The sequence below is a fragment of the Maledivibacter halophilus genome, from assembly GCF_900167445.1.
Lineage (GTDB): Bacteria > Bacillota > Clostridia > Peptostreptococcales > Caminicellaceae > Maledivibacter > Maledivibacter halophilus.
In genome coordinates this window covers 328,024-350,855 of sequence record NZ_FUZT01000006.1, presented here as the reverse complement: position 1 = coordinate 350,855, position 22,832 = coordinate 328,024, and the positions used below count along the sequence as shown (strand labels likewise).

The 22,832-nt window shown below is 31.9% G+C and carries 25 protein-coding genes; all 25 read left to right on the top strand.

The window, feature by feature from the left end; all coding sequences use genetic code 11:
• The first annotated feature begins 49 nt into the window (after positions 1 to 49).
• The 25 genes from fliJ to B5X81_RS27090 all read left to right on the top strand — a co-directional run bounded on the left by fliJ (position 50) and on the right by B5X81_RS27090 (position 22,809).
• Positions 50 to 496 carry a flagellar export protein FliJ gene (gene fliJ, locus B5X81_RS13805; RefSeq protein ID WP_079492466.1) on the top strand — a complete coding sequence of 149 codons (447 nt, stop codon included), beginning with the start codon at positions 50 to 52 and terminating at the stop codon, positions 494 to 496.
• A 5-nt stretch (positions 497 to 501) separates the two neighbouring features.
• Positions 502 to 1,761 carry a hypothetical protein gene (locus B5X81_RS13800; protein WP_079492464.1) on the top strand — a complete coding sequence of 420 codons (1,260 nt, stop codon included), beginning with the start codon at positions 502 to 504 and terminating at the stop codon, positions 1,759 to 1,761.
• Positions 1,762 to 1,823: 62 nt separating this feature from the next.
• A complete protein-coding gene (locus tag B5X81_RS13795; RefSeq protein ID WP_079492463.1) occupies positions 1,824 to 3,227 on the top strand; it encodes a flagellar hook-length control protein FliK in 1,404 nt (467 codons plus the stop codon).
• Positions 3,228 to 3,242: 15 nt separating this feature from the next.
• Complete coding sequence (locus B5X81_RS13790) at positions 3,243 to 4,304, top strand: flagellar hook-length control protein FliK (RefSeq protein ID WP_244282101.1); 1,062 nt, start codon at positions 3,243 to 3,245, stop codon at positions 4,302 to 4,304.
• Positions 4,305 to 4,330: 26 nt separating this feature from the next.
• Positions 4,331 to 4,708, top strand: coding sequence for a TIGR02530 family flagellar biosynthesis protein (locus B5X81_RS13785; RefSeq protein WP_079492461.1), 378 nt, complete (start codon positions 4,331 to 4,333; stop codon positions 4,706 to 4,708).
• Positions 4,709 to 4,788: 80 nt separating this feature from the next.
• The gene (locus tag B5X81_RS13780; RefSeq protein ID WP_079492460.1) at positions 4,789 to 6,129 is read left to right on the top strand and encodes a flagellar hook protein FlgE; all 1,341 of its coding nucleotides are present in this window, start codon (positions 4,789 to 4,791) and stop codon (positions 6,127 to 6,129) included.
• A gap of 63 nt (positions 6,130 to 6,192) precedes the next feature.
• Positions 6,193 to 6,414: a flagellar FlbD family protein gene (locus tag B5X81_RS13775; RefSeq protein WP_079492458.1), complete on the top strand. Its 222-nt coding sequence runs from the start codon at positions 6,193 to 6,195 to the stop codon at positions 6,412 to 6,414.
• Positions 6,415 to 6,417: 3 nt separating this feature from the next.
• Positions 6,418 to 7,212: a motility protein A gene (locus B5X81_RS13770; protein ID WP_079492457.1), complete on the top strand. Its 795-nt coding sequence runs from the start codon at positions 6,418 to 6,420 to the stop codon at positions 7,210 to 7,212.
• Complete coding sequence (locus B5X81_RS13765; RefSeq protein ID WP_079492455.1) at positions 7,205 to 7,966, top strand: flagellar motor protein MotB; 762 nt, start codon at positions 7,205 to 7,207, stop codon at positions 7,964 to 7,966. Before B5X81_RS13770 ends, B5X81_RS13765 begins: the two co-directional genes overlap by 8 nt.
• 33 nt (positions 7,967 to 7,999) lie before the next feature.
• Entirely contained in the window at positions 8,000 to 8,416 is a 417-nt protein-coding gene (locus B5X81_RS13760) for a flagellar basal body-associated FliL family protein (RefSeq protein WP_079492454.1), read from the top strand.
• Positions 8,417 to 8,433: 17 nt separating this feature from the next.
• Positions 8,434 to 9,429 carry a flagellar motor switch protein FliM gene (gene fliM / locus B5X81_RS13755; protein WP_079492452.1) on the top strand — a complete coding sequence of 332 codons (996 nt, stop codon included), beginning with the start codon at positions 8,434 to 8,436 and terminating at the stop codon, positions 9,427 to 9,429.
• Positions 9,422 to 10,564, top strand: a complete 1,143-nt coding sequence (gene fliY / locus B5X81_RS13750) for a flagellar motor switch phosphatase FliY (protein ID WP_079492451.1) — start codon at positions 9,422 to 9,424, stop codon at positions 10,562 to 10,564. Before fliM ends, fliY begins: the two co-directional genes overlap by 8 nt.
• 21 nt (positions 10,565 to 10,585) lie before the next feature.
• A complete protein-coding gene (locus B5X81_RS13745; protein ID WP_079492450.1) occupies positions 10,586 to 10,948 on the top strand; it encodes a response regulator in 363 nt (120 codons plus the stop codon).
• Positions 10,949 to 10,973: 25 nt separating this feature from the next.
• Positions 10,974 to 11,297: a flagellar biosynthetic protein FliO gene (locus B5X81_RS13740; protein ID WP_079492448.1), complete on the top strand. Its 324-nt coding sequence runs from the start codon at positions 10,974 to 10,976 to the stop codon at positions 11,295 to 11,297.
• Between the two features lie 38 nt (positions 11,298 to 11,335).
• Entirely contained in the window at positions 11,336 to 12,118 is a 783-nt protein-coding gene (gene fliP, locus B5X81_RS13735) for a flagellar type III secretion system pore protein FliP (protein WP_079492447.1), read from the top strand.
• Positions 12,119 to 12,128: 10 nt separating this feature from the next.
• Positions 12,129 to 12,398 carry a flagellar biosynthesis protein FliQ gene (gene fliQ / locus B5X81_RS13730; protein WP_079492445.1) on the top strand — a complete coding sequence of 90 codons (270 nt, stop codon included), beginning with the start codon at positions 12,129 to 12,131 and terminating at the stop codon, positions 12,396 to 12,398.
• A gap of 44 nt (positions 12,399 to 12,442) precedes the next feature.
• A complete protein-coding gene (fliR, locus tag B5X81_RS13725; protein WP_079492443.1) occupies positions 12,443 to 13,216 on the top strand; it encodes a flagellar biosynthetic protein FliR in 774 nt (257 codons plus the stop codon).
• Between the two features lie 4 nt (positions 13,217 to 13,220).
• The gene (gene flhB, locus B5X81_RS13720) at positions 13,221 to 14,303 is read left to right on the top strand and encodes a flagellar biosynthesis protein FlhB (protein WP_079492442.1); all 1,083 of its coding nucleotides are present in this window, start codon (positions 13,221 to 13,223) and stop codon (positions 14,301 to 14,303) included.
• 18 nt (positions 14,304 to 14,321) lie between these two features.
• A complete protein-coding gene (flhA, locus tag B5X81_RS13715) occupies positions 14,322 to 16,349 on the top strand; it encodes a flagellar biosynthesis protein FlhA (protein WP_079492440.1) in 2,028 nt (675 codons plus the stop codon).
• Positions 16,350 to 17,486 carry a flagellar biosynthesis protein FlhF gene (gene flhF, locus B5X81_RS13710; RefSeq protein ID WP_079492439.1) on the top strand — a complete coding sequence of 379 codons (1,137 nt, stop codon included), beginning with the start codon at positions 16,350 to 16,352 and terminating at the stop codon, positions 17,484 to 17,486.
• Position 17,487: 1 nt separating this feature from the next.
• Positions 17,488 to 18,375 carry a MinD/ParA family protein gene (locus tag B5X81_RS13705; RefSeq protein ID WP_170917419.1) on the top strand — a complete coding sequence of 296 codons (888 nt, stop codon included), beginning with the start codon at positions 17,488 to 17,490 and terminating at the stop codon, positions 18,373 to 18,375.
• A 67-nt stretch (positions 18,376 to 18,442) separates the two neighbouring features.
• Positions 18,443 to 19,105: a flagellar brake protein gene (locus B5X81_RS13700; RefSeq protein WP_170917418.1), complete on the top strand. Its 663-nt coding sequence runs from the start codon at positions 18,443 to 18,445 to the stop codon at positions 19,103 to 19,105.
• Positions 19,106 to 20,188 (top strand): protein-glutamate methylesterase/protein-glutamine glutaminase, encoded by a 1,083-nt coding sequence (locus B5X81_RS13695; protein WP_079492435.1) that lies wholly within the window; start codon positions 19,106 to 19,108, stop codon positions 20,186 to 20,188.
• A gap of 9 nt (positions 20,189 to 20,197) precedes the next feature.
• On the top strand, positions 20,198 to 22,222 hold the full coding sequence (locus tag B5X81_RS13690) for a chemotaxis protein CheA (RefSeq protein WP_330397381.1): 2,025 nt from the start codon (positions 20,198 to 20,200) through the stop codon (positions 22,220 to 22,222).
• Positions 22,223 to 22,374: 152 nt separating this feature from the next.
• On the top strand, positions 22,375 to 22,809 hold the full coding sequence (locus tag B5X81_RS27090) for a chemotaxis protein CheW (RefSeq protein WP_139380336.1): 435 nt from the start codon (positions 22,375 to 22,377) through the stop codon (positions 22,807 to 22,809).
• Positions 22,810 to 22,832: the final 23 nt, after the last annotated feature.

Below are 22,832 nucleotides of genomic sequence, written 5' to 3'. Positions count from 1 at the left end.
AAAGCTTAGATATAAAGTTTAAAAATTACTTCTATAGAAGGTGGTTTTAATGAATAATTTTAAATTTAGATATGAAAGTATGCTTGAATTACTTGAAAAGAAGCAAGACAGTGTAAAAAATCATTTAAGTCAAGCCTATAATCTTTTAAATAAAGAAAAAAACAAATTGGAATCATTGGTTTCAAAGGATGCTGAATATTCAAATCTTATTAAGGATAGGACTTCAAATGGCTGTAAACTTATGGTTTTAAGACATATTGAAGGTTATAGAAAGGATTTAAATATTAAAATAGATCTACAAAATGATATTATATATGAAAGAGAGAAAGAAATTAATACTGTAAGGAATAAATTGATTGAAATATCAAAGGAAAAAAGAATAATGGAAAAGCTGAAAGAAAAAAAGCTTGAGGAGTTTAATGTGTCTTTAAAGAAAATGGAAGAAAGAAAGGTTGATGGGTTAGTTTCATACAAAAACAGCTTACAACATAGGTGATTATTATGGCAGATAAAACAAAAAAAACAGAAAAAACAGAAAAGGGATTAGGAATTGGCAAAATACTATTAGTTGTATTTATGGTGTTTATTATTACACCCCTATTAATATTTGGAATCATATATTATACAAATGACAACGTAAGGATGGAAGCAAATAAAGTTTTAATAACATTACCTGGACCCTTAGGAGAGCATTTTAGAACATATCCTACAAAGGGAGAAATAGATAAGCAAAAAATATCGATAGCACAATACTTAGTTGAAATCGATAATAGTAGAGCTATAGACAAGCTTACATTAATAAAAAATGAAGATGAAGTTCTTTATAATGATATTATAAAATTGATGTTAAGACTTAAACCCGATAAAGCAAAAACTATTATAGATGAAATAAGAAAAAATTTAATAAAGAAAGATATTCTCTTACGAACTGTTGACCAGATAGAACAGGAAAAAGAGAAAGAAACAATGGATAAGGCAAAGTATTATGAAAGTATATCTCCTATTACAGTCATGGATGAAGTAGAATCTGCCATTGAAAATAATGAGATGACATATTCTGAACTGGCTGATGTATTTCAAAATATAAATGATGAAAATGCTGCCTATCTATTGCAATATATTGATGAAAATAAAAGGGATAATATTATTAATAATTTTGCCTTTGATGAGAAGAAAAATTCTATAAGGGTTTTATTAAGTACAATGAAGGATAAAGAAGCAAATCTTAAAAATACTGCTGAAATATATTCTACTGAAAATCCCGAAGAGCTGGTGGGGGTTATTGGCAATACTGAAACATATTCGATTGATGACTTGGCGGTAATTTATAAAAATATTGGCCTGAAAAAGGCTGCCCAAGTATTATCTAAAATAAATGATGAAGAGCTTATCCATGAGCTGGTTAATGTAATCAAGGAAAGAGAAATATTATCCAGTGGTGAAGATTTATTGACTAATGATCTTTTAAAGGCATATAAGGTCTATAGAGATTTTGATAAAAATGTTGCAGAACTAACATCCATCTATGAAAAAATGAGCGATGGACAAATAGCAGAACTTATAAAGAGGATGATAAGAATTAGTAGTGGGAGGGAAAATTATCCATTAAATAACGGCGAAACTATTACAATAAGTGATGAAGATATAGCTCTATCAATTTTAAGCAAGTTTAATGAAAGAAAGCTAGCAGCTATTTTAACTAATTTAGATAGCAATTTGGCAACTGAAATAACTAAAAAGCTGTCTATGCCAAATCCTTAAACCTGTACTAGGCATAGAGGATTTATAAATAAATATTATGACACTTGAGAGGAGGTGAGAATATGCTGAATGGAGAAATGAATAGAGCTCAGCTTTCTAAAAGTCCAATTTTATCAAGGAAAGATGATAAAATTGTGGCAAGGAAAAAATCTTTCCAAACTGAAGATAATAATTTTAAGAAACTATTAGCTAAGAAAAAGGATGAGAAGATTAATCATAGTAAAAGTGAAAAAATTGATTCTAAAGCTTCAAAGAATACTGAAGAAAATCAAGCTTCAAAAGCTAAAGAAAAGGATAAAGCTGAAGATATAATTAAAGATAAAGCAATTAATCTAGAAGAAGAAAAAGATAGTAGTGCTCAAGAAGAACTAAGTGAATTAGAGGGATTGATTGAAAATTTAATACAAGTCTTACAATCAGATGATACAATAGATAATGAAAAACTAAAAGCATTGTCTGAAAAGCTTGAGGAGATCATATCTCAGCTAGATATTAATAATTTAAAGTTAAATGGGTCCTTTGATTTAAGCAAAGTAGAAGAGATAGTTCAAAAGCTTCAATCAATTAACATTCCAGAAATTATTGGAGATGAAAACTTAAGAGCTGTGATTCAAGAAAAAACTGTAAGATTGTCACAATTAGTTAAAGACAATGATAAACAGGTAAATAGTTTAAATGTTGAGTCAGGTAGTGGAAAAGACACAAATAACAGCTTAAATATTGATAATAGTCCTAAGTTAAATTCTGATAATCAGAATATGTCAAATAATTTAAGCTCTGAAAATAAGAATGTCAGCGAAGAAGGAACAAGTACAAAAGGAGCTGAGGCTAAAGAAGTTGAGGCCAAAGGAACTGAGGTCAAATTTTCTATGGAGGGAAGCTCAAAGGAAGAAGGAAATATAGCTTTAAAGAATCCTAAAGACTTAAATGGAAAGATTACTGGTAATAGGGATATGGATTTGGCAGCAGTTAAAAATCTACAAGTGGAAAATAATAATATGGAATTATCCCAAATAAACAAAACTTTAAACAGCAGTACAATAAAGCAGGATTTAAATATTTTTAATCAAGTCCTAGAGGGAACAAAGGCTTCGATTTCTGATGATGTTTCTGAGATGGTAATTAAGCTTAAACCCGATAATCTAGGTAAATTATCAATGAAAATAGTTCTTGAAAGAGGACTGGTAATAGCTAGATTCGATGTAGAAAGTCAAATAGTTAAGCAGGCCATAGAATCTAACCTAGAGGATTTAAGGAATGCATTAAGCGATAAAGGCTTTGAAGTAAAAGAATTTGATGTTTCAGTTAACAAGGATTCAAGGGATCAAGAGAGTAGTTTTTCGTATTTAAGCAAGAGGAAATCTAAAAAATCTTTAATGAATATGGATCAAACAAGGGATGAAGGAGCCATTGTTAATTCATATAATATCAATGGATTAAATTCTTCCTTTAATTATTTGGCATAAAAAGGGGGGTACAAATTGTCAATTAATGGAATAGATAGTAACTATTATGCATATCAAACCACTACTAAAAAAACAGATAATAATATCAATGAAGATTCAGATTTATTTGATCAAATATTGGAAGGCGCTAAAGACTCACTATCCGAGGAGGTATCCCAGATTACTATTGCTTTAAAGCCTGATAGTTTGGGAGATTTATCAATAAAGATTTCTGTGGAGGGTGGTATTACCGTAGCTAGATTTGAAGCGGAAAGTGAAACGGTAAAACAAGCTTTAAATGATAATATTGAAGAAATTAAAGAGATGTTAAAGGATAAAGGATTTACAATACATAAAACAGTGGTAACATTAAATTCCGAAGATGAGGATTCAAACTATGAAATAGTAGACCAAATTGTGAGGAATATTGAGAATTCTCTTTCAGAAACTACACCAGAGATAGCAATTAAACTATCGCCTGAAAGTCTTGGCAATTTATCTATAAAGCTGGCTGAAAAAGATGGTATTAGGGTTGCTATATTTGAAGCAGATAATAATATTGTTAAACAGATTATTCAAAACAATTTTGACGCAGTCAAAAAGGTACTTAAGGATAAGGATATTACTGTAGAGGGCTATTACATAACCGTTAAGTCACAGGACGGCCAATCACCTTCATATGGAGAGGATGAAGAAGATAGTAAAGAAACTGATCCTAATAAAATGGACAAAGATATGTTTCTGAAACTATTAATAACTCAAATGTCAAATCAGGATCCGCTTAATCCTATACAGGATAGGGAATTTATTGCTCAGATGGCCCAATTTAGCTCCCTAGAACAAATGCAGCAAATGAATAAAAACATGGAGCTGAACAGCTTAATACTTGACCAGATAAATGAATCCTTAGGTGAGCAGTACAAGAATGTCAATAATTCTTTATACTATATGAATGAAAGTATAACTAATGGATTTGAAAGCCTAAATAAAGCCATTGAAGGTTTAGAGGATGAACAAAATGAAGCTTCTGAGAATAATTTGAAGGCAATAAATGAGCTTATAAACATAAATAAAGCTATAGATGGATATGGAAGCTAGTGGTGAGATATAGGGGAGGTGCATGATTGAATAGAATAAGAATCAATAATGATCTGATAGTAAATCAGCAAAAAGTTTCAAAGAATACCACTAATTATAATCCTCAAAGAAAGTCATTCCAGGAAGTACTCAATGAAATTGGGAAAAGTCAGGAAGTAAAATTTTCAAAGCATGCCCTGGAAAGGTTAAAGAATAGAAATATTAATCTCAGCAAGGAAGATATAAGCAGATTAAATAATGGTGTTCAAAGGGCAGATAGAAAAGGTGTAAAGGAAGCTCTGATATTAATGGAAAATAAAGCCTTTATAGCAAGTGTGAAAAACAAAACCATAATAACTGCTGCCTGTGAAGATCAATTAAAGGAAAATGTATTTACTAATATTGATGGAGCCGTAATTGTATAAGCTGGACCTTTTAAGGAAGCTTTTAATCTCTAAACGACAGAGGAGATTGATTATGGCAAAAAATAAGGAGGTCATTCATTATGATGAGATCAATGTATTCTGGTGTATCTGGTCTTAGGGTGCATCAAGCTAAGATGGACGTAATTGGTAATAATATAGCCAATGTAAATACTGTGGGATTTAAAAGAAGTGCAGTTACCTTTCAAGAGGTTTTCAGCCAAACATTGAAGGGTGCAGGTTCACCCCAGGGAGGTAGAGGGGGTACAAACCCACAGCAAATCGGCCTGGGAGTTAATGTTGCTTCCATAAACGTCAATCACACAAAGGGAGCAACCCAAAGAACCGACTACTTAACAGACCTTATGGTTGATGGTAATGGTTATTTTATACTGGCCAATGATGTAAATGCACAAAATCGTTTTTATACTAGGGCTGGTAATTTTACCGTTGATAAGGCAGGATTTCTTGTGGCTCCTAATGGTTACAAGGTTCTAGATGAAAATATGAAGCCTATACAGATTAATAAGTCTGAGAGTAAGGCGGCAACAGCTACTAGTGAGATAAAGCTCAAGGGGAATATAAACTATAATGACTCTGAATATACAACAACTGTTGATATATATGATAGCTTGGGGGATGTGCATACACTTACTATTGAATTTGGTGAAGTTGTAGACGATGGAAATACTGCTACTAAGGATAGCTATAGAGAAATTGTAGTTAAAGATGAATCTGGAACTGTCATATTTGGTAGTGAATCGACTGCATCAACTGATGCAGCAGATAAAAGATATTTGAAATTTGATAGTAATGGTAACTATGTATTTGACCCAACAGGTACTGATTCTGGTATATTTCAGGGGGCATATGACACTACAAATTCTTGTTTTATTGCGAGTGGAACTAGTGTCAAAGATACAGCAACATTAAGCTTCTCAGGAGCTGCTGATATTAAATTAACTTTTGATGACAAAATGTTTTTAGATGACAATAATAATGTATTATTTACTCAACAAAGCAACATCTCAGACGCAAAAGGAGTTGCTGTAGATGGTAACACTGCAGGGTCCATCAACGACTTTACTATCTCTCCTAATGGAGAAGTAGTAGGTATATTTACCAATGGTGAAAGAAAGACCTTGGCCAGAATAGGCCTAGCGGATTTTGATAATCCTGCTGGACTTTTGAAAATAGGCGGCAATATGTTTATAGATTCTCCAAACTCTGGAACTCCTAAATATGGTGCTCCATCAACTGGGAGCTTTGGAGATTTGTCACCGGGGGCTTTGGAGATGTCAAATGTTGATCTTTCCCTTGAGTTTACTGATATGATATCTACACAAAGGGGTTTTCAGGCCAACTCAAGGATAATTACCACAACCGATGAAATGCTTCAAGAGCTTGTTAATCTCAAGAGATAATACATAATTCCTGGGCTGCATATACAGCCCAGGTCCTTACTTAAAGATTAAAGGATGATTAATATGATATATGTGTCTAGGCTCAATGGTGAGATACTGGCTGTAAATTCTGATCTTATAGAGTTTATAGAAGCAAATCCAAATACGGTAATATCCATGACTACCGGAAGGAAAATTGTGGTAAATGAAAATGTTGACGAAATTATTGTCAAGATATTAGAGCATAAGAAAAGGATATTTGCAGATAATGACCCCATAATAAAACATAATAGAAATGAGGTGTAGTCATTGGATTTATCAACTATTATAGGATTGATATCAGGGATTATTCTTATTACGTGGGGGATTCTAGATGCTGGAAAGCTTAGCTGGTTTTGGAGCTTTTCATCTTTACTAATAGTAGTAGGTGGAACGGTTGCAGCTACTTTTATAGCATTTCCACTAAAAAAGGTTTTATCTACTATGAAGGTAGTAAAAAAAGCATTTTCAAATAGTACATATGAAATTGGAATGATTATAAATAAAATAGTAAGTTTAGCTAATATAGCCAGGAGAGAGGGCTTATTAGCCTTAGAGGAAGCTGTTGAAGAGATAAAGGATCCCTTTTTACAAAAGGGAGTTATGCTGATTGTAGATGGAACGGATCCTGAATTAGTTAAAAATATACTTGAAACAGAAATTGCTTTCTTAGAGGAGAGACATAATGAAGGAAAGAGTATATTTGATACCATGGGGACACTTTCACCAGCCTTTGGTATGATTGGTACACTGATAGGATTGGTGGCTATGCTCAAGCAGCTTGATGAACCGAGTACGATTGGACCGAGTATGGCAGTGGCCCTTATTACAACCCTTTACGGATCCTTAATAGCAAATATGATTTGTATACCTATAGCAAAGAAATTAAATCTGAAGAGTAGGGAAGAAATTCTACTTAAGGAAATAATGATTGAAGGTTTACTATCAATACAAGCAGGTGAAAACCCTCGAATTATTGAAGAAAAATTAAAGGCTTTCTTACCACCTTCAATTCGAAATTCATTAAATGATGATGGAGAGATGGAGGCTTCAGCTAATGAGTAGAAGAAGGAAAACTCAAGGTGAGCAATCCGGTGGTGTACCAGAATATATGTTGACCTATGGAGACATGATGACATTATTACTATGCTTTTTTGTGCTACTATTTGCCTTTTCAGAAATAGATGCAAAAAAGTTTCAGATGATAATGGAATCATTTCAGGGTTCTGCTGGGGTTTTAAGAGGTGGAAAGACATTAGATGATACCCAATTTGTAAATAATTCCACCCTTGAAGATGATGTGACAAACAATCTAAAGGAAATTAGAGATCTAAGGGCTTTAAAGGAAAGTCTAGAAAGGCATTTAGAGGAAAATAAGCTTCAAGATCAGATTTTAGTTGAACTAGACAATCGGGGACTCTTAGTTAGGTTTGAGGATAATGTTCTCTTTGATTCTGGAAGAGCTGAATTAAAGCCAGAATCAAAAAAGATTTTAGAATTTATGTCCAAATTACTAGAGCAGGAGAAATTTGCCGATAAGGTAATTCGTGTAGAAGGTCATACTGATTCAGACCCTATAAAAAGCAGTAGACAATTCCCTACAAACTGGGAATTGTCCACTATAAGAGCTGTAAATGTGGCGAGATTTTTTATAGAAGAAACAAATATGATGCCTCAAAGATTAGCAGTATCTGGGTATAGCAAATATCACCCGGTTGCCCCTAATACAAGCTCAGAAAACAAAGCAAAAAATCGAAGGGTAGATATAGTAATATTGAGCTCCAAGTATGAAAAAAGTGAGCCAAATTATTCTAATTAAATAGACAAATATTTATATAAAGGGGACTAGGTTATGAGTTTAAAAAAAGTTCTACTTTTAAGCTTTATAGGATTAGTTGTAATAGCTCTAATATTTACTCTAACTTTCTTTTTTGTACTTAATAGTAAAGGAGATAGTAAAAAAGACAAGGTTGAACATTTTCAATTTGAACTTGATGAAATTTACACAAACATCAAGAAGAGTAATAATATTATGAAGGTTAATATGACCATTGAATACACAGATAGAAATCTTACTGAAGTCTTAGAAGAACAAAAGGCAAGAATAAGAAATGACATATTAGAGCTCCTTAGGAATAAAACTTTAGAAGAATTATCTGGGAAAGAAGGTCAGCAAAAGGCAAGGACAGACATTAAAGATAAGATAGTGGAAATAGTTGAATCTAATAATATATTAAATGTTTATTTCACAGAATTTATAGTTCAATAGCATTGGAGGTGACGTAATTGTCGGATGTCCTTTCACAAAATGAAATTGATGATTTGCTACAAGCCCTGAGCACAGGAGAAGTGGACGTCAAAGAATTCCAAGAAGAAACAAAAGAGAAAAAGGTGAAAAAGTATGATTTTAGAAGACCTGATAAATTTGCCAAGGATCAATTACGTACACTTCAGATTATTCATGAGAATTTCTCTAGGCTTTTAAATACTTTTTTATCCGGTTATCTAAGAACTATAATCAATGTAGAAGTTCTTTCGGTAGAACAACTAACCTATTATGAGTTTAGTAATTCAATATCCGATCCGGCTATACTAGGAATTATTAATTTTAAGCCTCTAAATGGTCAAATAATAATGGATATTTCTACTGATATAGCCTTTACAATGATTGAAAGAGTATTAGGAGGAAGTGGGGGAACCCTTAAAGAACTTCGTGGTTTCACAGAGATAGAGCTGACTCTTTTAAAAAGGCTTCTTGTAAAAATAAATAAGCTTTTAATTGAATCATGGGAGAATATTATAGAGCTAAATCCATCATTGGAAAAAATAGAAACCAATTCTCAATTTGCTCAAATTGTCTCTCCAAATGAGACTATAGCATTGGTAACTTTAAATGTTAGAATTGGTGAAGTGGAAGGCATGATAAATATGTGTATTCCCCACTATGTTCTTGAGCCAATTATTCCAAAGCTAAGTACTAGGCTTTGGTATTCAAATACTAATAAAGAAGTCACAAGCGAAGAAAAAAATGCAATAAAAATAGGATTGGAAAAAACTTATGTAAATATTAGGGCAGTTATTGGTAGTGCAAGAATAACTGTTGGAGATTTTTTGAATTTACAGATAGGAGATGTGATTCAATTAGATACGAAGGTTAATGAGGATATAAAGGTGATTGTTGGAAATCAAAAGAAATTCACTGCAAAGCCTGGCGTTAAAAAGAAAAAAGTTGCAATAAAAATTAGTGAATTTATCCAGGAAGGAGATGATCTAAATGGCTGATATGCTTTCTCAAGAAGAAATAGATGCTTTGTTGAAGGGAACAGCTACCGATATTGAAGAAGATGATACGCTTACAAATGATGAAAAGGATGCATTGGGAGAAATAGGCAATATTAGCATGGGAACATCTGCCACAACCTTATTCACGCTATTGGGGCAAAAGGTTACTATTACCACTCCAAATGTATCTATAACAACCCTTGATGAATTATCTGAAGAATACGAAATTCCTTGTGTGGCTGTTACTATAAACTATAGAGAGGGAATAGAGGGACTTAACCTTCTTATATTAAATGAAAAGGATGTAAAGATCATTACCGATTTAATGATGGGTGGTGATGGTAGAAATGTTTCTCAAGATTTAACAGATATTCACTTAAGCGCTATTGGAGAAGCTATGAACCAAATGATTGGTTCAGCATGTACATCTCTTTCTGAAATATTTAATAAAAAAATTGATATTCTTCCGCCAAATGCTGTTTCTGTAGATTTGCCAAATAAGAAATATGATAATATATCAATAAGCGGTGATGAAAAGATTGTTAAAATAGCATTCAAAATGACTGTTGGAGATTTGATAGACAGTGAAATAATGCAGGTTATACCTATTGATTTTGCTAAACAATTAGTGGCGCCGCTATTAAGTGGTAGTTCTAAAGCCGTACCTGACCAGTCTGAGAAAAAGGAGCCACAAGAGAGCAAGAATAAGGAAAACCTTCAGAAATCTAGAGTATCTCAGGAAAGTCATGAGAATGTCGCCAAAAGTAGTAGTATTGGCAGTAATAAAAACATAAATGATAAGCCGCAAAACAATCCGGTTAACGTTAAGCCTCTACAATTTGAAAGTTTTGATCAGGAGGATGAAGGGTATAATTCCTATAGCGATATAGACCTTATAAAGGATGTCCCATTAGGTATAACTGTGGAATTAGGAAGAACTACAAAAAAAATAAGTGAAATTCTTGATTTTGGTCCCGGAACTGTTATAGAATTAGATAAGCTTGTAGGAGAACCATTGGATATTCTTGTAAATGGTAAACAAATTGCAAAAGGTGAAGTAGTGGTTGTTGATGAAAATTATGGTATTAGAATCACAGATATTATTAATCCGCAAAAGCGAATGAATAATTTCTAGTTAATTAAAGGAGGATGTATTATGGCAAATGGAATATTAATAGTTGATGATGCAGCATTTATGAGGATGATGATTCGTGATATCTTGACAAAAAATGGTTATGAAATATTGGGGGAAGCAGAAAATGGGCAAAAAGCAGTAGAGAAGTTTAAAGAGCTAAATCCAGATTTAGTAATCATGGATATTACTATGCCTGAGGTTGATGGAATACAAGCTGTTAAGGAAATAAAGAAGATTTCACCCGATGCTAAAATAGTTATGTGTTCAGCTATGGGACAGCAGGCTATGGTTATTGAATCAATACAGGCTGGGGCTAAGGATTTTATAGTTAAGCCTTTTCAGGCTGATAGAGTACTTGAGGCTGTTAAAAAGGTCCTAGGTTAAATAGGAAGGGAGTAAATGGATATAAATGGGACGATATTATCCGATTATTGTTTTTTGTGCCTCAATATTTATTATTATATTGGCTTTTTTCACAACAAGGATTATTTCAGGAGGAATTAACTCTAAAATTTCTAATAGAAATATTAAATTTATTGAAAAAATGCCCCTTGGAGTAGATAAATCTCTTATTTTGATAGAGCTGGACAATCATTTTTATCTTATGTATTTAAGTAAAAATGGTGCACAATTAATTGATAAGCTGGATTCATTGAAGATTAAAGAGCAGGTATCAGAGAATATTTCTTTTAAAGATATTTTATCTAATTTTAAGAAATTTAAGGATAAATAGATACACAGCATAATCTATTTATAGGTAAGGATGAAAAAATGAATAAAATATTGAAGTTCTTTATTATTATATTAACTATTACATTAGTAATTAGTGGTTTATGTGTTTTTTCTAATAATTATTTTGCGTATGCACAGCCTGAATTTTCAATTCCCAAAATAAGCTTAGATATTGGTGAGGCCAATAGTCCAAAGGATATTGCAACAAGCATTGAAATAATTGTGCTTCTTACTATTTTAACTTTAGCGCCATCGATACTTATAATGATGACCAGCTTTACAAGAATAATAATAATATTGTCTTTTTTGAGAAAAGCATTGTCTACCCAAACGACTCCTCCTAATCAGGTGTTAATTGGGCTGGCTTTATTTCTAACATTTTTTGTAATGGCACCAACTTTTGATGATATCAACCAAAATGCCATTATACCTTATACAAATGGTGAAATATCCTTTGAAGAAGCTACGGATAATGCAATAGAGCCTTTAAGGAAATTTATGTTTAAGCAAACAAGACAAAAAGATTTAGCTTTGTTTGTAAATATAATTGGTATGGAAACACCTAAAAGTATAAATGACATACCTACCAGAGCCTTAATTCCTGCATTTATAATAAGTGAGCTCAAGACTGGTTTTGGAATAGGATTTTTATTGTTTATACCTTTTATTGTTGTAGATATGGTAGTTGCTAGTACATTAATGTCGATGGGCATGATGATGCTACCGCCAGTTATGATTTCTTTACCCTTTAAAATATTACTTTTTATAATGATAGATGGCTGGAATCTGATAGTAAAGCATATTTTACTTGGATTTAATTAGGAGTGTTAAAATGGATGAGGGATTAGTGCTGGATTTATTCCAGCAGGCAATGTTAAATATAATAATCCTGGCATCACCATTGTTGTTGGCTGGATTATTTGTGGGGCTGGCCGTAAGTATATTTCAAGCAACCACTCAAATTCAGGAAGCTACTTTAGCCTTTGTTCCTAAAATATTAGCAGTATTTTTCACCTTGATTTTGCTAGGACCTTGGCTTCTAAAAAAGGCCACTGAATTTGCTACTTATATTTTTTCTAATATTAATAATTTTGTAAAGTGAAAAAGTTAGTAATCTGTTGAGCTAAATAGATTGGAAGAAAACTAATGAATATAATGGAAAATACAATTTTACTATTTTTGGTTTTTGCAAGAGTTAGTGGTATTTTCTTGTTGACGCCAATATTTGGTAGTACAAATATTCCCAAAAGATTAAAAATTGGATTAGCTGGATTCATGACTTACATTGCTTTTCCACTTGTTTCAGTTTCCGAAGCCATGAATGTTGTTAATATTTATCAAGTATTGTATTTTATATTAATAGAATTTTTTATTGGTTTGGTTTTTGGATTTGTATCTTTTTTGATTTTAACTTCAATAAATCTTGCAGGAATTATAATAGATAGAAATATTGGCTTTTCTATGGTTAATGTTATTAACCCTCAAGATCAGTCTCATATACCTGTAACTGCAAATTTCTTTTATATAATAGCGATGTTAGTTTTTTTAATTACTAATTCCCATCATATCCTCATTAAAGCTGTATTACATAGCTTTAATGTGATACCAATAGGATATGAAAGTGTAAATCTATTATTAGTCGATAAAATTATAGAAATACTTAGAACTTCATTTGTTCTTGGCTTTAAGATGGCTGCTCCAATAGTAATTACTATTTTAGCAACAAACGTTCTATTGGGAGTTTTAGCCAGGGCTATGCCACAAATGAATGTTTTTATAGTAGGGATGCCCCTAAAGATTTTTATTGGATTAATTACCATCTTTATAGTATTACCACTTTATTTTAAAATATTCAATAATATTTTTGAAATTATGTTTGAGTATATCAGAGACTTCATAAACGGCAGTGTAAGAGGATGATTGAATGAATCATTTTAGAATAAATCTACAGCTTTTTAACGAAGAAAAAACTGAAAAGGCAACTCCCAAAAAAAGAAGGGAAGCGAGGGAAAAGGGTCAAGTACTTCAAAGTAAAGAAATAAATTCTGCTTTAATATTAATTATTGCCTTTTTAGCTATAAATTTTTTGAACAAGTATTGGTTTAAGGAATTTTATTTGTTTTATCATAAGGTTCTAAATTATTCATCTAATATAGGGGTGGCTTACTCCTATAGAAATATAACTGCTTTTTTAAATGAAACTTTATTATTGATAATAAAGTTATCTTTACCCTTACTGCTTATTTCTATGGCTGTTGGACTCATATGTAACTATATGCAAGTAGGTTTTCTTTTTACAACTAAAACTCTTGCTGTTAAGTTTGATAAATTAAACCCTATAAGTGGATTTAAACAAATGTTTTCAGTAAAATCCCTTGTAGAACTTTTAAAGTCACTTTTGAAAACGTCTATACTTATTTATATAACAGCCAGTTATTTGTTAAAGGAATATGGTAATATTATAAAAGTCTTTGATATGGATATTCCACAGATGATGAAATATGCATGGGGTTTAATTCTAAATATTGCTATTAGGTCAGGAATTGTACTCATAATATTAGCTGTATTTGATTATTTTTTCAAAAAATGGGAGTACGAAAAGGGACTTAAGATGTCTAAACATGAAATAAAGGAAGAATATAAACAAACCGAGGGAGATCCGCAAATAAAATCAAAAATTAAAGAAAAGCAGCGTCAGATAGCCATGAGGAGAATGATGCAGGATATCCCCAAGGCCGATGTAGTTATAACTAATCCAACACATTTTGCTGTTGCGTTAGCTTATAATGATGACTCATATGAAGCTCCACAGGTTATAGCAAAGGGCAAGGATTTAATTGCCCAGAATATTAAGAGGATTGCAAGGGAAAATGATATTCCTCTCTTTGAAAACAAGCCTCTTGCAAGGGAACTTTTTTTTAACGTTGATGTAGGAGAATTTATTCCTCCTGATTTATATCATGCTGTTGCAGAAGTTTTGGCATATATCTATAGCTTGGAAAATTAATTTTTAGGAGGATTTTAGATGAAGTTTGGCGATATTGTTGTTGCCTTGGCTATAATAGCAATAGTTATTATTATAATAATTCCAGTACCATTAATGGTTTTAGATTTATTGTTAAGTATAAATATATCACTGGCGTTACTGATATTACTTATCTCAATCTATAATAAAGAACCTTTGCAATTTTCAATATTTCCATCATTGCTACTGATAACCACACTTTTTAGGTTATCTCTCAATATATCTACAACAAGGAATATTCTTTTAAAGGCCAATGCAGGAAATGTAATTGAAGCCTTTGGTAATTTTGTTATCGGTGGGAATGCAATTGTTGGTTTTATTGTTTTCATTATTATTATAGTTATACAATTTCTTGTAATAACTAAAGGTTCTGAAAGGGTATCTGAAGTTGCAGCAAGATTTACTTTAGATGCCATGCCTGGAAAACAAATGGCCATAGATGCAGATTTAAACTCTGGTCTGATTACAGAAAATGAAGCAAGGGAACGAAGAATGAGAATTCAGAAAGAAGCTGATTTTTATGGAGCAATGGATGGTGCCAGTAAGTTTGTTAAGGGTGATGCCATAGCTGGTATTGTAATTACTATAATAAATATTGCTGCTGGACTTATAATTGGATATTTGATCCATGGAATGGAGCTTGGTGAAGCAATACAAAAATACACACTCCTTACTGTTGGGGATGGTCTTGTTAGTCAGATTCCTGCTCTATTAATTTCAACGGGTACAGGTATTGTTGTTACAAGGGCAGCCTCTGATACGGATCTGGGAACTGATTTGATCAAGCAATTATTCAGACAGCCTAAGATAATGTTTATAATAGCAGGAGTTTTGTTTTTTTTAGGAATCACTCCATTACCAAATACCCCTTATTTTATGCTTTCAGCCACATTTATATATCTAGGTTATATTCTACGTAGTGAAATAATTAAAAGCGAAGGTAAGGGTGAAGAAGAAGAGGAAGAAGCTGAAGTAGAAGAAATAAGGAAGCCTGAGAATATCATTCCACTACTTCAGGTTGACCCCATTGAACTGGAATTTGGATATGGAATTATACCACTGGCAGATCCTAACCAGGGGGGAGATTTGTTTGACAGACTAGTAATGATTAGAAGGCAAATAGCTCTAGAGCTAGGAATGGTTGTCCCTATGATTAGGCTTAGAGATAATATTCAATTAGAAGCAAATAAATATTTGGTAAAAATAAAAGGAACCGAGGTTTCAGAGGGAAGTATTATGTTCAATCACTATCTTGCTATGAACCCTGGAAATGTAGAAGGTGATATTGAGGGTATTGATACTGTTGAACCAGCCTTTGGATTGCCTGCTAAATGGGTGACTGAAGAGAATAGAGAAAAGGCTGAAATCCTTGGATATACAGTTGTGGATCCGGCTTCAATAATCTCAACCCATTTGACGGAAATCATAAAGAAACATTCCTATGAATTGTTAGGAAGACAGGAAGTAAAGACTCTTATTGATAATGTTAAAGAAACTCAGTCTGCTTTGGTTGATGAGCTAGTTCCTAAGTTAATGTCCTATGGAGAAATACAAAAAGTCTTGTCCAATTTATTAAGGGAGAAAGTTTCTATAAGGGATTTAGTAACAATTTTAGAAACCCTTGCTGACTATTGCCTTATTACAAAGGATGTTAATATGCTAACTGAATATGTAAGACAAGCCTTAGGAAGAAATATAACAAGACAATATATACCGGGGAAAAAAGCTAAAGTAGTTCTATTAGACCCGCAAGTAGAGAGGTTAATTATGGAGTCAATTAAGCAATCGGAGCATGGATCCTATTTATCTTTAGAACCTAATGTAACTCAGGGTATACTAAATAATCTTTCTGTTGAGATACAAAAGCTAGTGTCTATAGGAGAACAGCCTTTAATTGTTACAGCACCAATTGTAAGATATTATTTTAAAACTTTAACAGAACAATTAATCCCGGATTTGATTGTTCTATCATATAATGAGATAGACCCTGATGTTGAGATTCAATCTGTAGGGGTGGTGAAATTATAAATGAGAGTTAAAAGATATTTAGCTAAAGATGTGCAAGAAGCTATGATAAAAGTCAAAAGTGAATTAGGCAGGGAAGCAATTATACTACATACTAGAAAAATAAAGAAACCAGGACTTATAGGTTTACTTAAAAAACCTTTAGTAGAAGTTGTAGCTGCAGTAGATTCTGTGAAGAATGAGGAAAAGAAAGTTCCGTATTATCCTTCTAAACCTATAATAAGGCCTGAAAGGATTAAAGAAAGTGAAGCTATGGATTCTGTTATAAGGAATGGTCATATAAACTCAGAAATAGATTCTATTAAATCCATGCTTACAACTGTATTGGATAGAATGGAAGGAGAATCTAATTTTCAAAAGTCAAATGTCCTAAGAAAGTATGAGAAAATATTTATGGAAAGGGGAGTTATTAAACCTGTTTCAGATAAAATTTTATCTATCGTTAAAAGGCAGATAAGTATATCCAAGGAGAATGATCAATCTATTAAAAATGCTTTGAAAATTATATTAAAAGATTACCTTGGCACTCCCTTTGTTTTAAACAATAATACAAAGAAGCAAAATATAATTTTCTTTGTAGGACCAACGGGTGTGGGGAAAACAACAACTCTGGCAAAATTAGCAGCTAAACAGAAAATTATGAATAAAAAATCCGTAGCATTTATTACTGCAGATACATATAGAATTGCTGCTGTGGAACAGCTTAAAACCTATAGTGAAATTTTGGATGTTCCTTTAACGGTTGTTTATGAATCAAAAGAAATGAAGGATGCTATCGAAGATTATTCTGATAAAGATTATATTTTTATTGATACTGCAGGAAGAAATCATAAAAACAAGGAATTGTTGTCAGAATTAAATAATTTGCTAAAACATGTAAAGTCTCCTGATATATTCTTGCTTTTGAGCTTAACTACAAGCTATAATGATATTAAGGATATAGTTAAATCCTACAGCTTTTTAGAAAATTACAATCTTATATTTACAAAAGCCGATGAGTCATCTTGCCTTGGCAATATACTTAATGTTAAATTTCTAACTACAATGCCATTATCATATCTAACTACCGGGCAAAGTGTACCCGATGATATTGAAGTGGCAAATATTGATAGCATTGTTAGTAAATTTGTGGGTGATTAATATGAAGGATCAAGCACATAATTTAAGGGAGCTCATAGGTAGTTTTAAGCAAAGCAATAATAAAATAATGAATATGAGTAAAAAAGCAAAGGTCGGTGCCAGGGTGTTAGCTGTAACAAGTGGCAAAGGTGGCGTTGGTAAAACAAACTTTACTATTAACTTAGGTATTGCCCTGAGTAACCAAAATAAGAAAGTGACAATAATAGATGCTGATTTGGGACTTGGTAATGTAGATGTTGTTTTTGGTATGATTCCTAAGTTTACATTGGCTAATGTAATAAAAAGGGAAGTAAGTATATTAGATATTATTGTTAAGGGTCCCAATGGGATTAATATAATTTCTGGGGGATCGGGAATAATTGAAATGGTCGATTTAGCCAGAGAAGAAATTGATAATTTGATTTCAAATTTTTATTTACTAGATGAAATTTCCGATTATATATTAATAGATACTGGAGCAGGTATTAATAACTCTGTGGTATCCTTTACAGAGGCTGCTAATGAAATAATTGTAATAGTAACACCTGAACCTACATCTATCACCGATGCATATGCTCTTTTAAAAAATATAAAGAGAAATAATAAATCATTGAAGTTGATTGTTAATAGGATTGAATCAACTAAGGAAGGGCATGAAGTTTTTAATAAAATAAATTCTGCCACAAAGAGGTTTTTGGGCTTTGAGATAGAAAATTTAGGTTTTATATATGAGGACTCGGCGGTAAAAAAATCTGTAAAGGAACAAAAACCCTTTATGTTAAAATATCCAAATACTCTGGCTAGTCAAGGCATAGATATGGTGGCTTATAACCTAATAAATAATAAAAGGGAAATTAAAAATATTTCAAATTTTAAATTATTTCTTAATAATCTCTTTAGTAATATGTAGATAGCCCTATGAAAATCAACTATAACCCACAAGCCACAATATGTTTATAAAAATAAGGAGGATTGTTTTGGAAAAAAAAATCACTACATTACTTAATATTGGAGACAACATTGAGATAGAAGTCGATAAAGGCAATTCTTTTTTAAATATGAAAAGCAATGTAGTAAAGGTTATCAGTGATAGAATGATTGCTGTATCAACTCCTATACATAATGGCAAAATTTATCCTATATCTATAGGAAGTAATATAAATATTGTTTTCAGCAAAGATAGTAAAGGTATATTTTATTTTATAGGAGAGGTAATGGAAAGGAAGAAAGAAGATAATATTAGATTTCTAATAGTTAAAAAGAATAGTGATATAAGGCATTTCCAAAGAAGAGACTTCTATAGACTAAATATATTACTCAACATAGATATACATGTAATTGAAAATGGAGAATATGTAAAAACCATACCATCAATCAGTAAAGATGTTAGTGGAGGCGGTATAAGAATAATTACCAAAGAAAAATTAGAAAAACATACCACCGTAAAATGCAGTATGATTCTTGATGGTGAATTAATTGAACCTATAGGAGAAATTATAAGATGTAACCCTGTGCCAGAATCTATATTAAAATATGATATTGGAATTTCTTTTACAGCTATTGATGAAAGTACACGTTCAAAAATTATATCATTTGTATTTAAAAACCAAAGAAAAATTATAAAAAAAGGGTTGATATAAATGTCTAAGATAAAGGTTATTGTAGTTGATGATTCTGTTTTCATGAGAAAAATACTTTCAGATATGATTAATTCACATCCTAATATAGAAGTAATAGATACTGCTAAAAATGGAGAAGAAGCAATAGAAAAAGTAAAAAAACAAGATCCAGATGTTGTAACATTAGATGTAGAAATGCCTAAAATGGACGGTATAACTGCATTACAAGAGCTGATGAAGGTTTCTCCTGTACCGGTGCTTATGTTAAGCAGTTTAACTAAAGAAGGTGCTGATGCAACAATTAAAGCCCTGCAGTATGGAGCAGTTGATTTTATAGCAAAGCCAAGCAATATATTTAAAATAAATGTAGAAGATACTAAAAAAGAATTACTGCGTAAAATCATTATTGCCTCTAAAATAGAATTTAGAAAAAAAGCTTTCAATGACATCCATTCTTTAAATATGTCAAAAAGGATCGACCATAGTAAAAATAAAATCTCGATTCAGAATAGAAGTGGAAGTAAAGGAGAGACAAAAAAAATTGTGGCTATTGGTACTTCCACAGGAGGTCCCCGGGCACTACAAGTCCTTTTGCCAAACATACCCAAAAACATAAATGCATCCTTTGTTATAGTACAACATATGCCTCCCGGATTTACAAAGTCCTTAGCTGATAGATTGGACTCAATGTCTGAAATTAATATTAAGGAAGCTGAGCATAATGATACCTTACTACCTGGACATGCTTATATAGCTCCTGGAGACAGGCATATGGAAGTTGTTAAAGAAGGTAATAAGTTTAAAATCAAACTTAATAATAATCCTACTGTATCGGGACATAGACCGTCAGTGGACGTACTTATGAATTCATTGGCTAGTATGGGTATTGATAATATAATTGGTGTAATTCTTACGGGGATGGGAGCAGATGGAGCCAAGGGTCTAAAAAAAATTAAAGAAAATTCAGGATATATAATTGCTCAAGACGAGGCAAGTTGCGTTGTTTTTGGTATGCCCAAGTCAACTATTAAACTAGGTGTTGTTGACAAGGTATTACCAATTCATGATATTAGCCATGAAATAATAAAAGCAGTGGAGGTGTAGAGTGTGGATATGAATCAGTATTTAGACATTTTTATTGAAGAATCTAAAGAGCATCTTCAAAACATGAATCAGATACTCCTGAAGTTAGAAACAGCTACTGATGATTTGACTCTTTTAAATGAAATTTTTAGAATTGCCCATACGTTAAAGGGGATGTCTGGAACCATGGGCTATACTAGAATGGCAAATTTGACCCATGAAATGGAAAATGTTTTACAATCTATTAGAAATAAGGAAATTGAGGTTAATGAATACATAATTGATGTTTTGTTTGAGTGTCTTGACACCCTTGAAGGCTATGTGAATGAAGTAGGCACCAGCGGAGTGGAAGGTGATTATGATCCTAAACCATTAATAGAAAAATTAACTAATATCATGAACAACAATACTGAGAGCAATGGTGATAAAAGCGATAATAGTGATGAAGAGGAAGATATCAACAAAGATGAAAAATTTACCATCGAGCTAGAAGAAATAACGAATAATGTAATAAGCAAAGCAAGCCAAAGCAATTTTAATTCATTTAAAATTAAAGTAGAACTAAACCCTAATTGTATGTTGAAGGCGGCTAGGGCATTTATTGTTTTTAACACTTTAGAAAAATTTGGTGAAGTTATAAAATCAAAACCCAGTGCAGAGGAAATCGAAGATGAAAAATTTGATGATTCCTTTGAAGTCATATTTATTACAAAATTGGATAATAAAACAATAGAAAATGAGATATTAAAGATATCAGAAATTGAAAAAATTACTATAGAAAAAATAGAAAGTACTTTAGATAAAGAAGAATCTGCTGAAGATAAGCTAGTAAGAAATACGGAAAAGCCAATTGATTATAATAAAAAAGAAAAGGCCAAAACTGACAAGCCTAAAAAGGTTAAATCTAGAACATCAAAAACAGTAAGGGTTGATATTGACCGTTTAGACAATTTAATGAACCTTGTAAGTGAATTAATTATTATAAAAACAAGGCTTGAAGATATTGAAGATTCAAAAGTAAATACTAATATGAATGAAGCTGTTGAGTATCTTGAGAGGATAACTACAAGTTTACATGATGCAGTTATGAAGGTTCGAATGGTGCCAATAGAAAGAGTTTTTAATAGATTTCCAAGAATGGTAAGAGATTTAACAAAGGAATTAGGTAAGGAAATAAATCTATACATGACGGGTGAAGAAACTGAAGTGGATAGAACTGTAATAGATGAAATAGGTGATCCTCTTATTCATCTATTAAGAAATTCAATAGACCATGGTATTGAAGATCCTAAAGAAAGAGACAAGCATGGTAAACCCCATGCTGGTAATGTTTATTTAAGAGCTTATCCTGATGGTAATAATGTCGTAATTGAAGTTGAAGATGATGGAAAGGGCATACCTATAGACAAAGTAAAAAATAAAGCTATAGCAAATGGATTGGTTACAGAAGAAGCAACTAATAATATGAAGGATGAAGAGATTATAAATCTTCTATTTAGACCTGGATTTAGTACCGCTGAAAAGGTTTCTGATATATCGGGAAGAGGAGTTGGCCTGGATGTTGTAAAAACTAAAATCGAATCCTTAGGTGGATTAGTAGAGGTTCACTCTGAATATAATAAAGGTTCTAAGTTTATCATTAGATTGCCATTAACTCTAGCAATTATTCAGGCTTTAATGGTAATGATAGGCGATGAAAAATATGCACTTCCTTTAAATTCAATCAAAGAAATAGCAACAATTAAAACGGAAAGTATAAGGAAAGTTCAAAATCAGGAAGTAGTATTATTTAGAAATAATACACTGCCAATTTTAAGAATGAATGAAATACTTCAAGTTAATTCCATTTATGAAGACAAAGAGGAGCTAATTATAGTCGTGGTAAAGAAAGGCGATAAAACAGCTGGACTTGTAGTAGATAATTTAATAGGACAGCAGGAAGTTGTAATAAAATCACTGGGTAAATATTTAGCAGGTATAAAAGTAATTGCTGGTGCTACAATCTTAGGAAATGGTCAAATCGCATTAATTGTTGACCCTAATTCACTTTTCTAAACAGATTATGCTTAAGTTATAGAGTTGATTATTACTATAGATATGTGTTTAAGAAATTTAACTAACTCCAGTAGCCACTGAGAATCTTTTTGGCTCATGGTTGCTTATATCTAAATGATTTGACCAAATGTATTGAAAAAGGAGGAAGCCTTATGTCTATACAAGAATATGTTCTTTTTAAACTAGATAATGAGTATTACGGTATAGATATTCACAATGTAGAAACAATTGAAAAGATTATACCCATAACCCGGGTACCATATACAAAGGACTTCGTAAAGGGTGTTACAAATTTAAGGGGTAATGTTGTTCCTGTAATAGATCTTCGAAAAAGATTTGAGCTTGCTAAGAAAGAATATGATGATAATTCAAGAATAATTATTGTAAAGCTAGATGAGATAATTGTAGGAATGATTGTAGACTCTTCATCGGAAGTTATTCAATTAAACGAAGACGAAATAGACGAAGCACCGTCCCTTAAGGGAACTAATGAAAAAACCTTTGTTAAATGTATAGGTAAGAAAAATAGTCGAATTATCATGATTATTGATCTTAAAAAAACCCTGGGTGTAAATGATATGGAATAGTATCTTTGTGGATTAAGGAGTGT

What these genes read in the sequence shown, in the direction of transcription:
- fliJ (WP_079492466.1), top strand. Translation starts at nt 50, where the DNA reads ATGAATAATTTTAAATTTAGATATGAAAGTATGCTTGAATTACTTGAA.
- B5X81_RS13800 (WP_079492464.1), top strand. Translation starts at nt 502, where the DNA reads ATGGCAGATAAAACAAAAAAAACAGAAAAAACAGAAAAGGGATTAGGA.
- B5X81_RS13795 (WP_079492463.1), top strand. Translation starts at nt 1,824, where the DNA reads ATGCTGAATGGAGAAATGAATAGAGCTCAGCTTTCTAAAAGTCCAATT.
- B5X81_RS13780 (WP_079492460.1), top strand. Translation starts at nt 4,789, where the DNA reads ATGATGAGATCAATGTATTCTGGTGTATCTGGTCTTAGGGTGCATCAA.
- B5X81_RS13775 (WP_079492458.1), top strand. Translation starts at nt 6,193, where the DNA reads ATGATATATGTGTCTAGGCTCAATGGTGAGATACTGGCTGTAAATTCT.
- B5X81_RS13765 (WP_079492455.1), top strand. Translation starts at nt 7,205, where the DNA reads ATGAGTAGAAGAAGGAAAACTCAAGGTGAGCAATCCGGTGGTGTACCA.
- B5X81_RS13760 (WP_079492454.1), top strand. Translation starts at nt 8,000, where the DNA reads ATGAGTTTAAAAAAAGTTCTACTTTTAAGCTTTATAGGATTAGTTGTA.
- fliY (WP_079492451.1), top strand. Translation starts at nt 9,422, where the DNA reads ATGGCTGATATGCTTTCTCAAGAAGAAATAGATGCTTTGTTGAAGGGA.
- B5X81_RS13745 (WP_079492450.1), top strand. Translation starts at nt 10,586, where the DNA reads ATGGCAAATGGAATATTAATAGTTGATGATGCAGCATTTATGAGGATG.
- B5X81_RS13740 (WP_079492448.1), top strand. Translation starts at nt 10,974, where the DNA reads ATGGGACGATATTATCCGATTATTGTTTTTTGTGCCTCAATATTTATT.
- fliP (WP_079492447.1), top strand. Translation starts at nt 11,336, where the DNA reads ATGAATAAAATATTGAAGTTCTTTATTATTATATTAACTATTACATTA.
- fliQ (WP_079492445.1), top strand. Translation starts at nt 12,129, where the DNA reads ATGGATGAGGGATTAGTGCTGGATTTATTCCAGCAGGCAATGTTAAAT.
- fliR (WP_079492443.1), top strand. Translation starts at nt 12,443, where the DNA reads ATGAATATAATGGAAAATACAATTTTACTATTTTTGGTTTTTGCAAGA.
- flhB (WP_079492442.1), top strand. Translation starts at nt 13,221, where the DNA reads ATGAATCATTTTAGAATAAATCTACAGCTTTTTAACGAAGAAAAAACT.
- flhA (WP_079492440.1), top strand. Translation starts at nt 14,322, where the DNA reads ATGAAGTTTGGCGATATTGTTGTTGCCTTGGCTATAATAGCAATAGTT.
- flhF (WP_079492439.1), top strand. Translation starts at nt 16,350, where the DNA reads ATGAGAGTTAAAAGATATTTAGCTAAAGATGTGCAAGAAGCTATGATA.
- B5X81_RS13705 (WP_170917419.1), top strand. Translation starts at nt 17,488, where the DNA reads ATGAAGGATCAAGCACATAATTTAAGGGAGCTCATAGGTAGTTTTAAG.
- B5X81_RS13695 (WP_079492435.1), top strand. Translation starts at nt 19,106, where the DNA reads ATGTCTAAGATAAAGGTTATTGTAGTTGATGATTCTGTTTTCATGAGA.
- B5X81_RS13690 (WP_330397381.1), top strand. Translation starts at nt 20,198, where the DNA reads ATGAATCAGTATTTAGACATTTTTATTGAAGAATCTAAAGAGCATCTT.
- B5X81_RS27090 (WP_139380336.1), top strand. Translation starts at nt 22,375, where the DNA reads ATGTCTATACAAGAATATGTTCTTTTTAAACTAGATAATGAGTATTAC.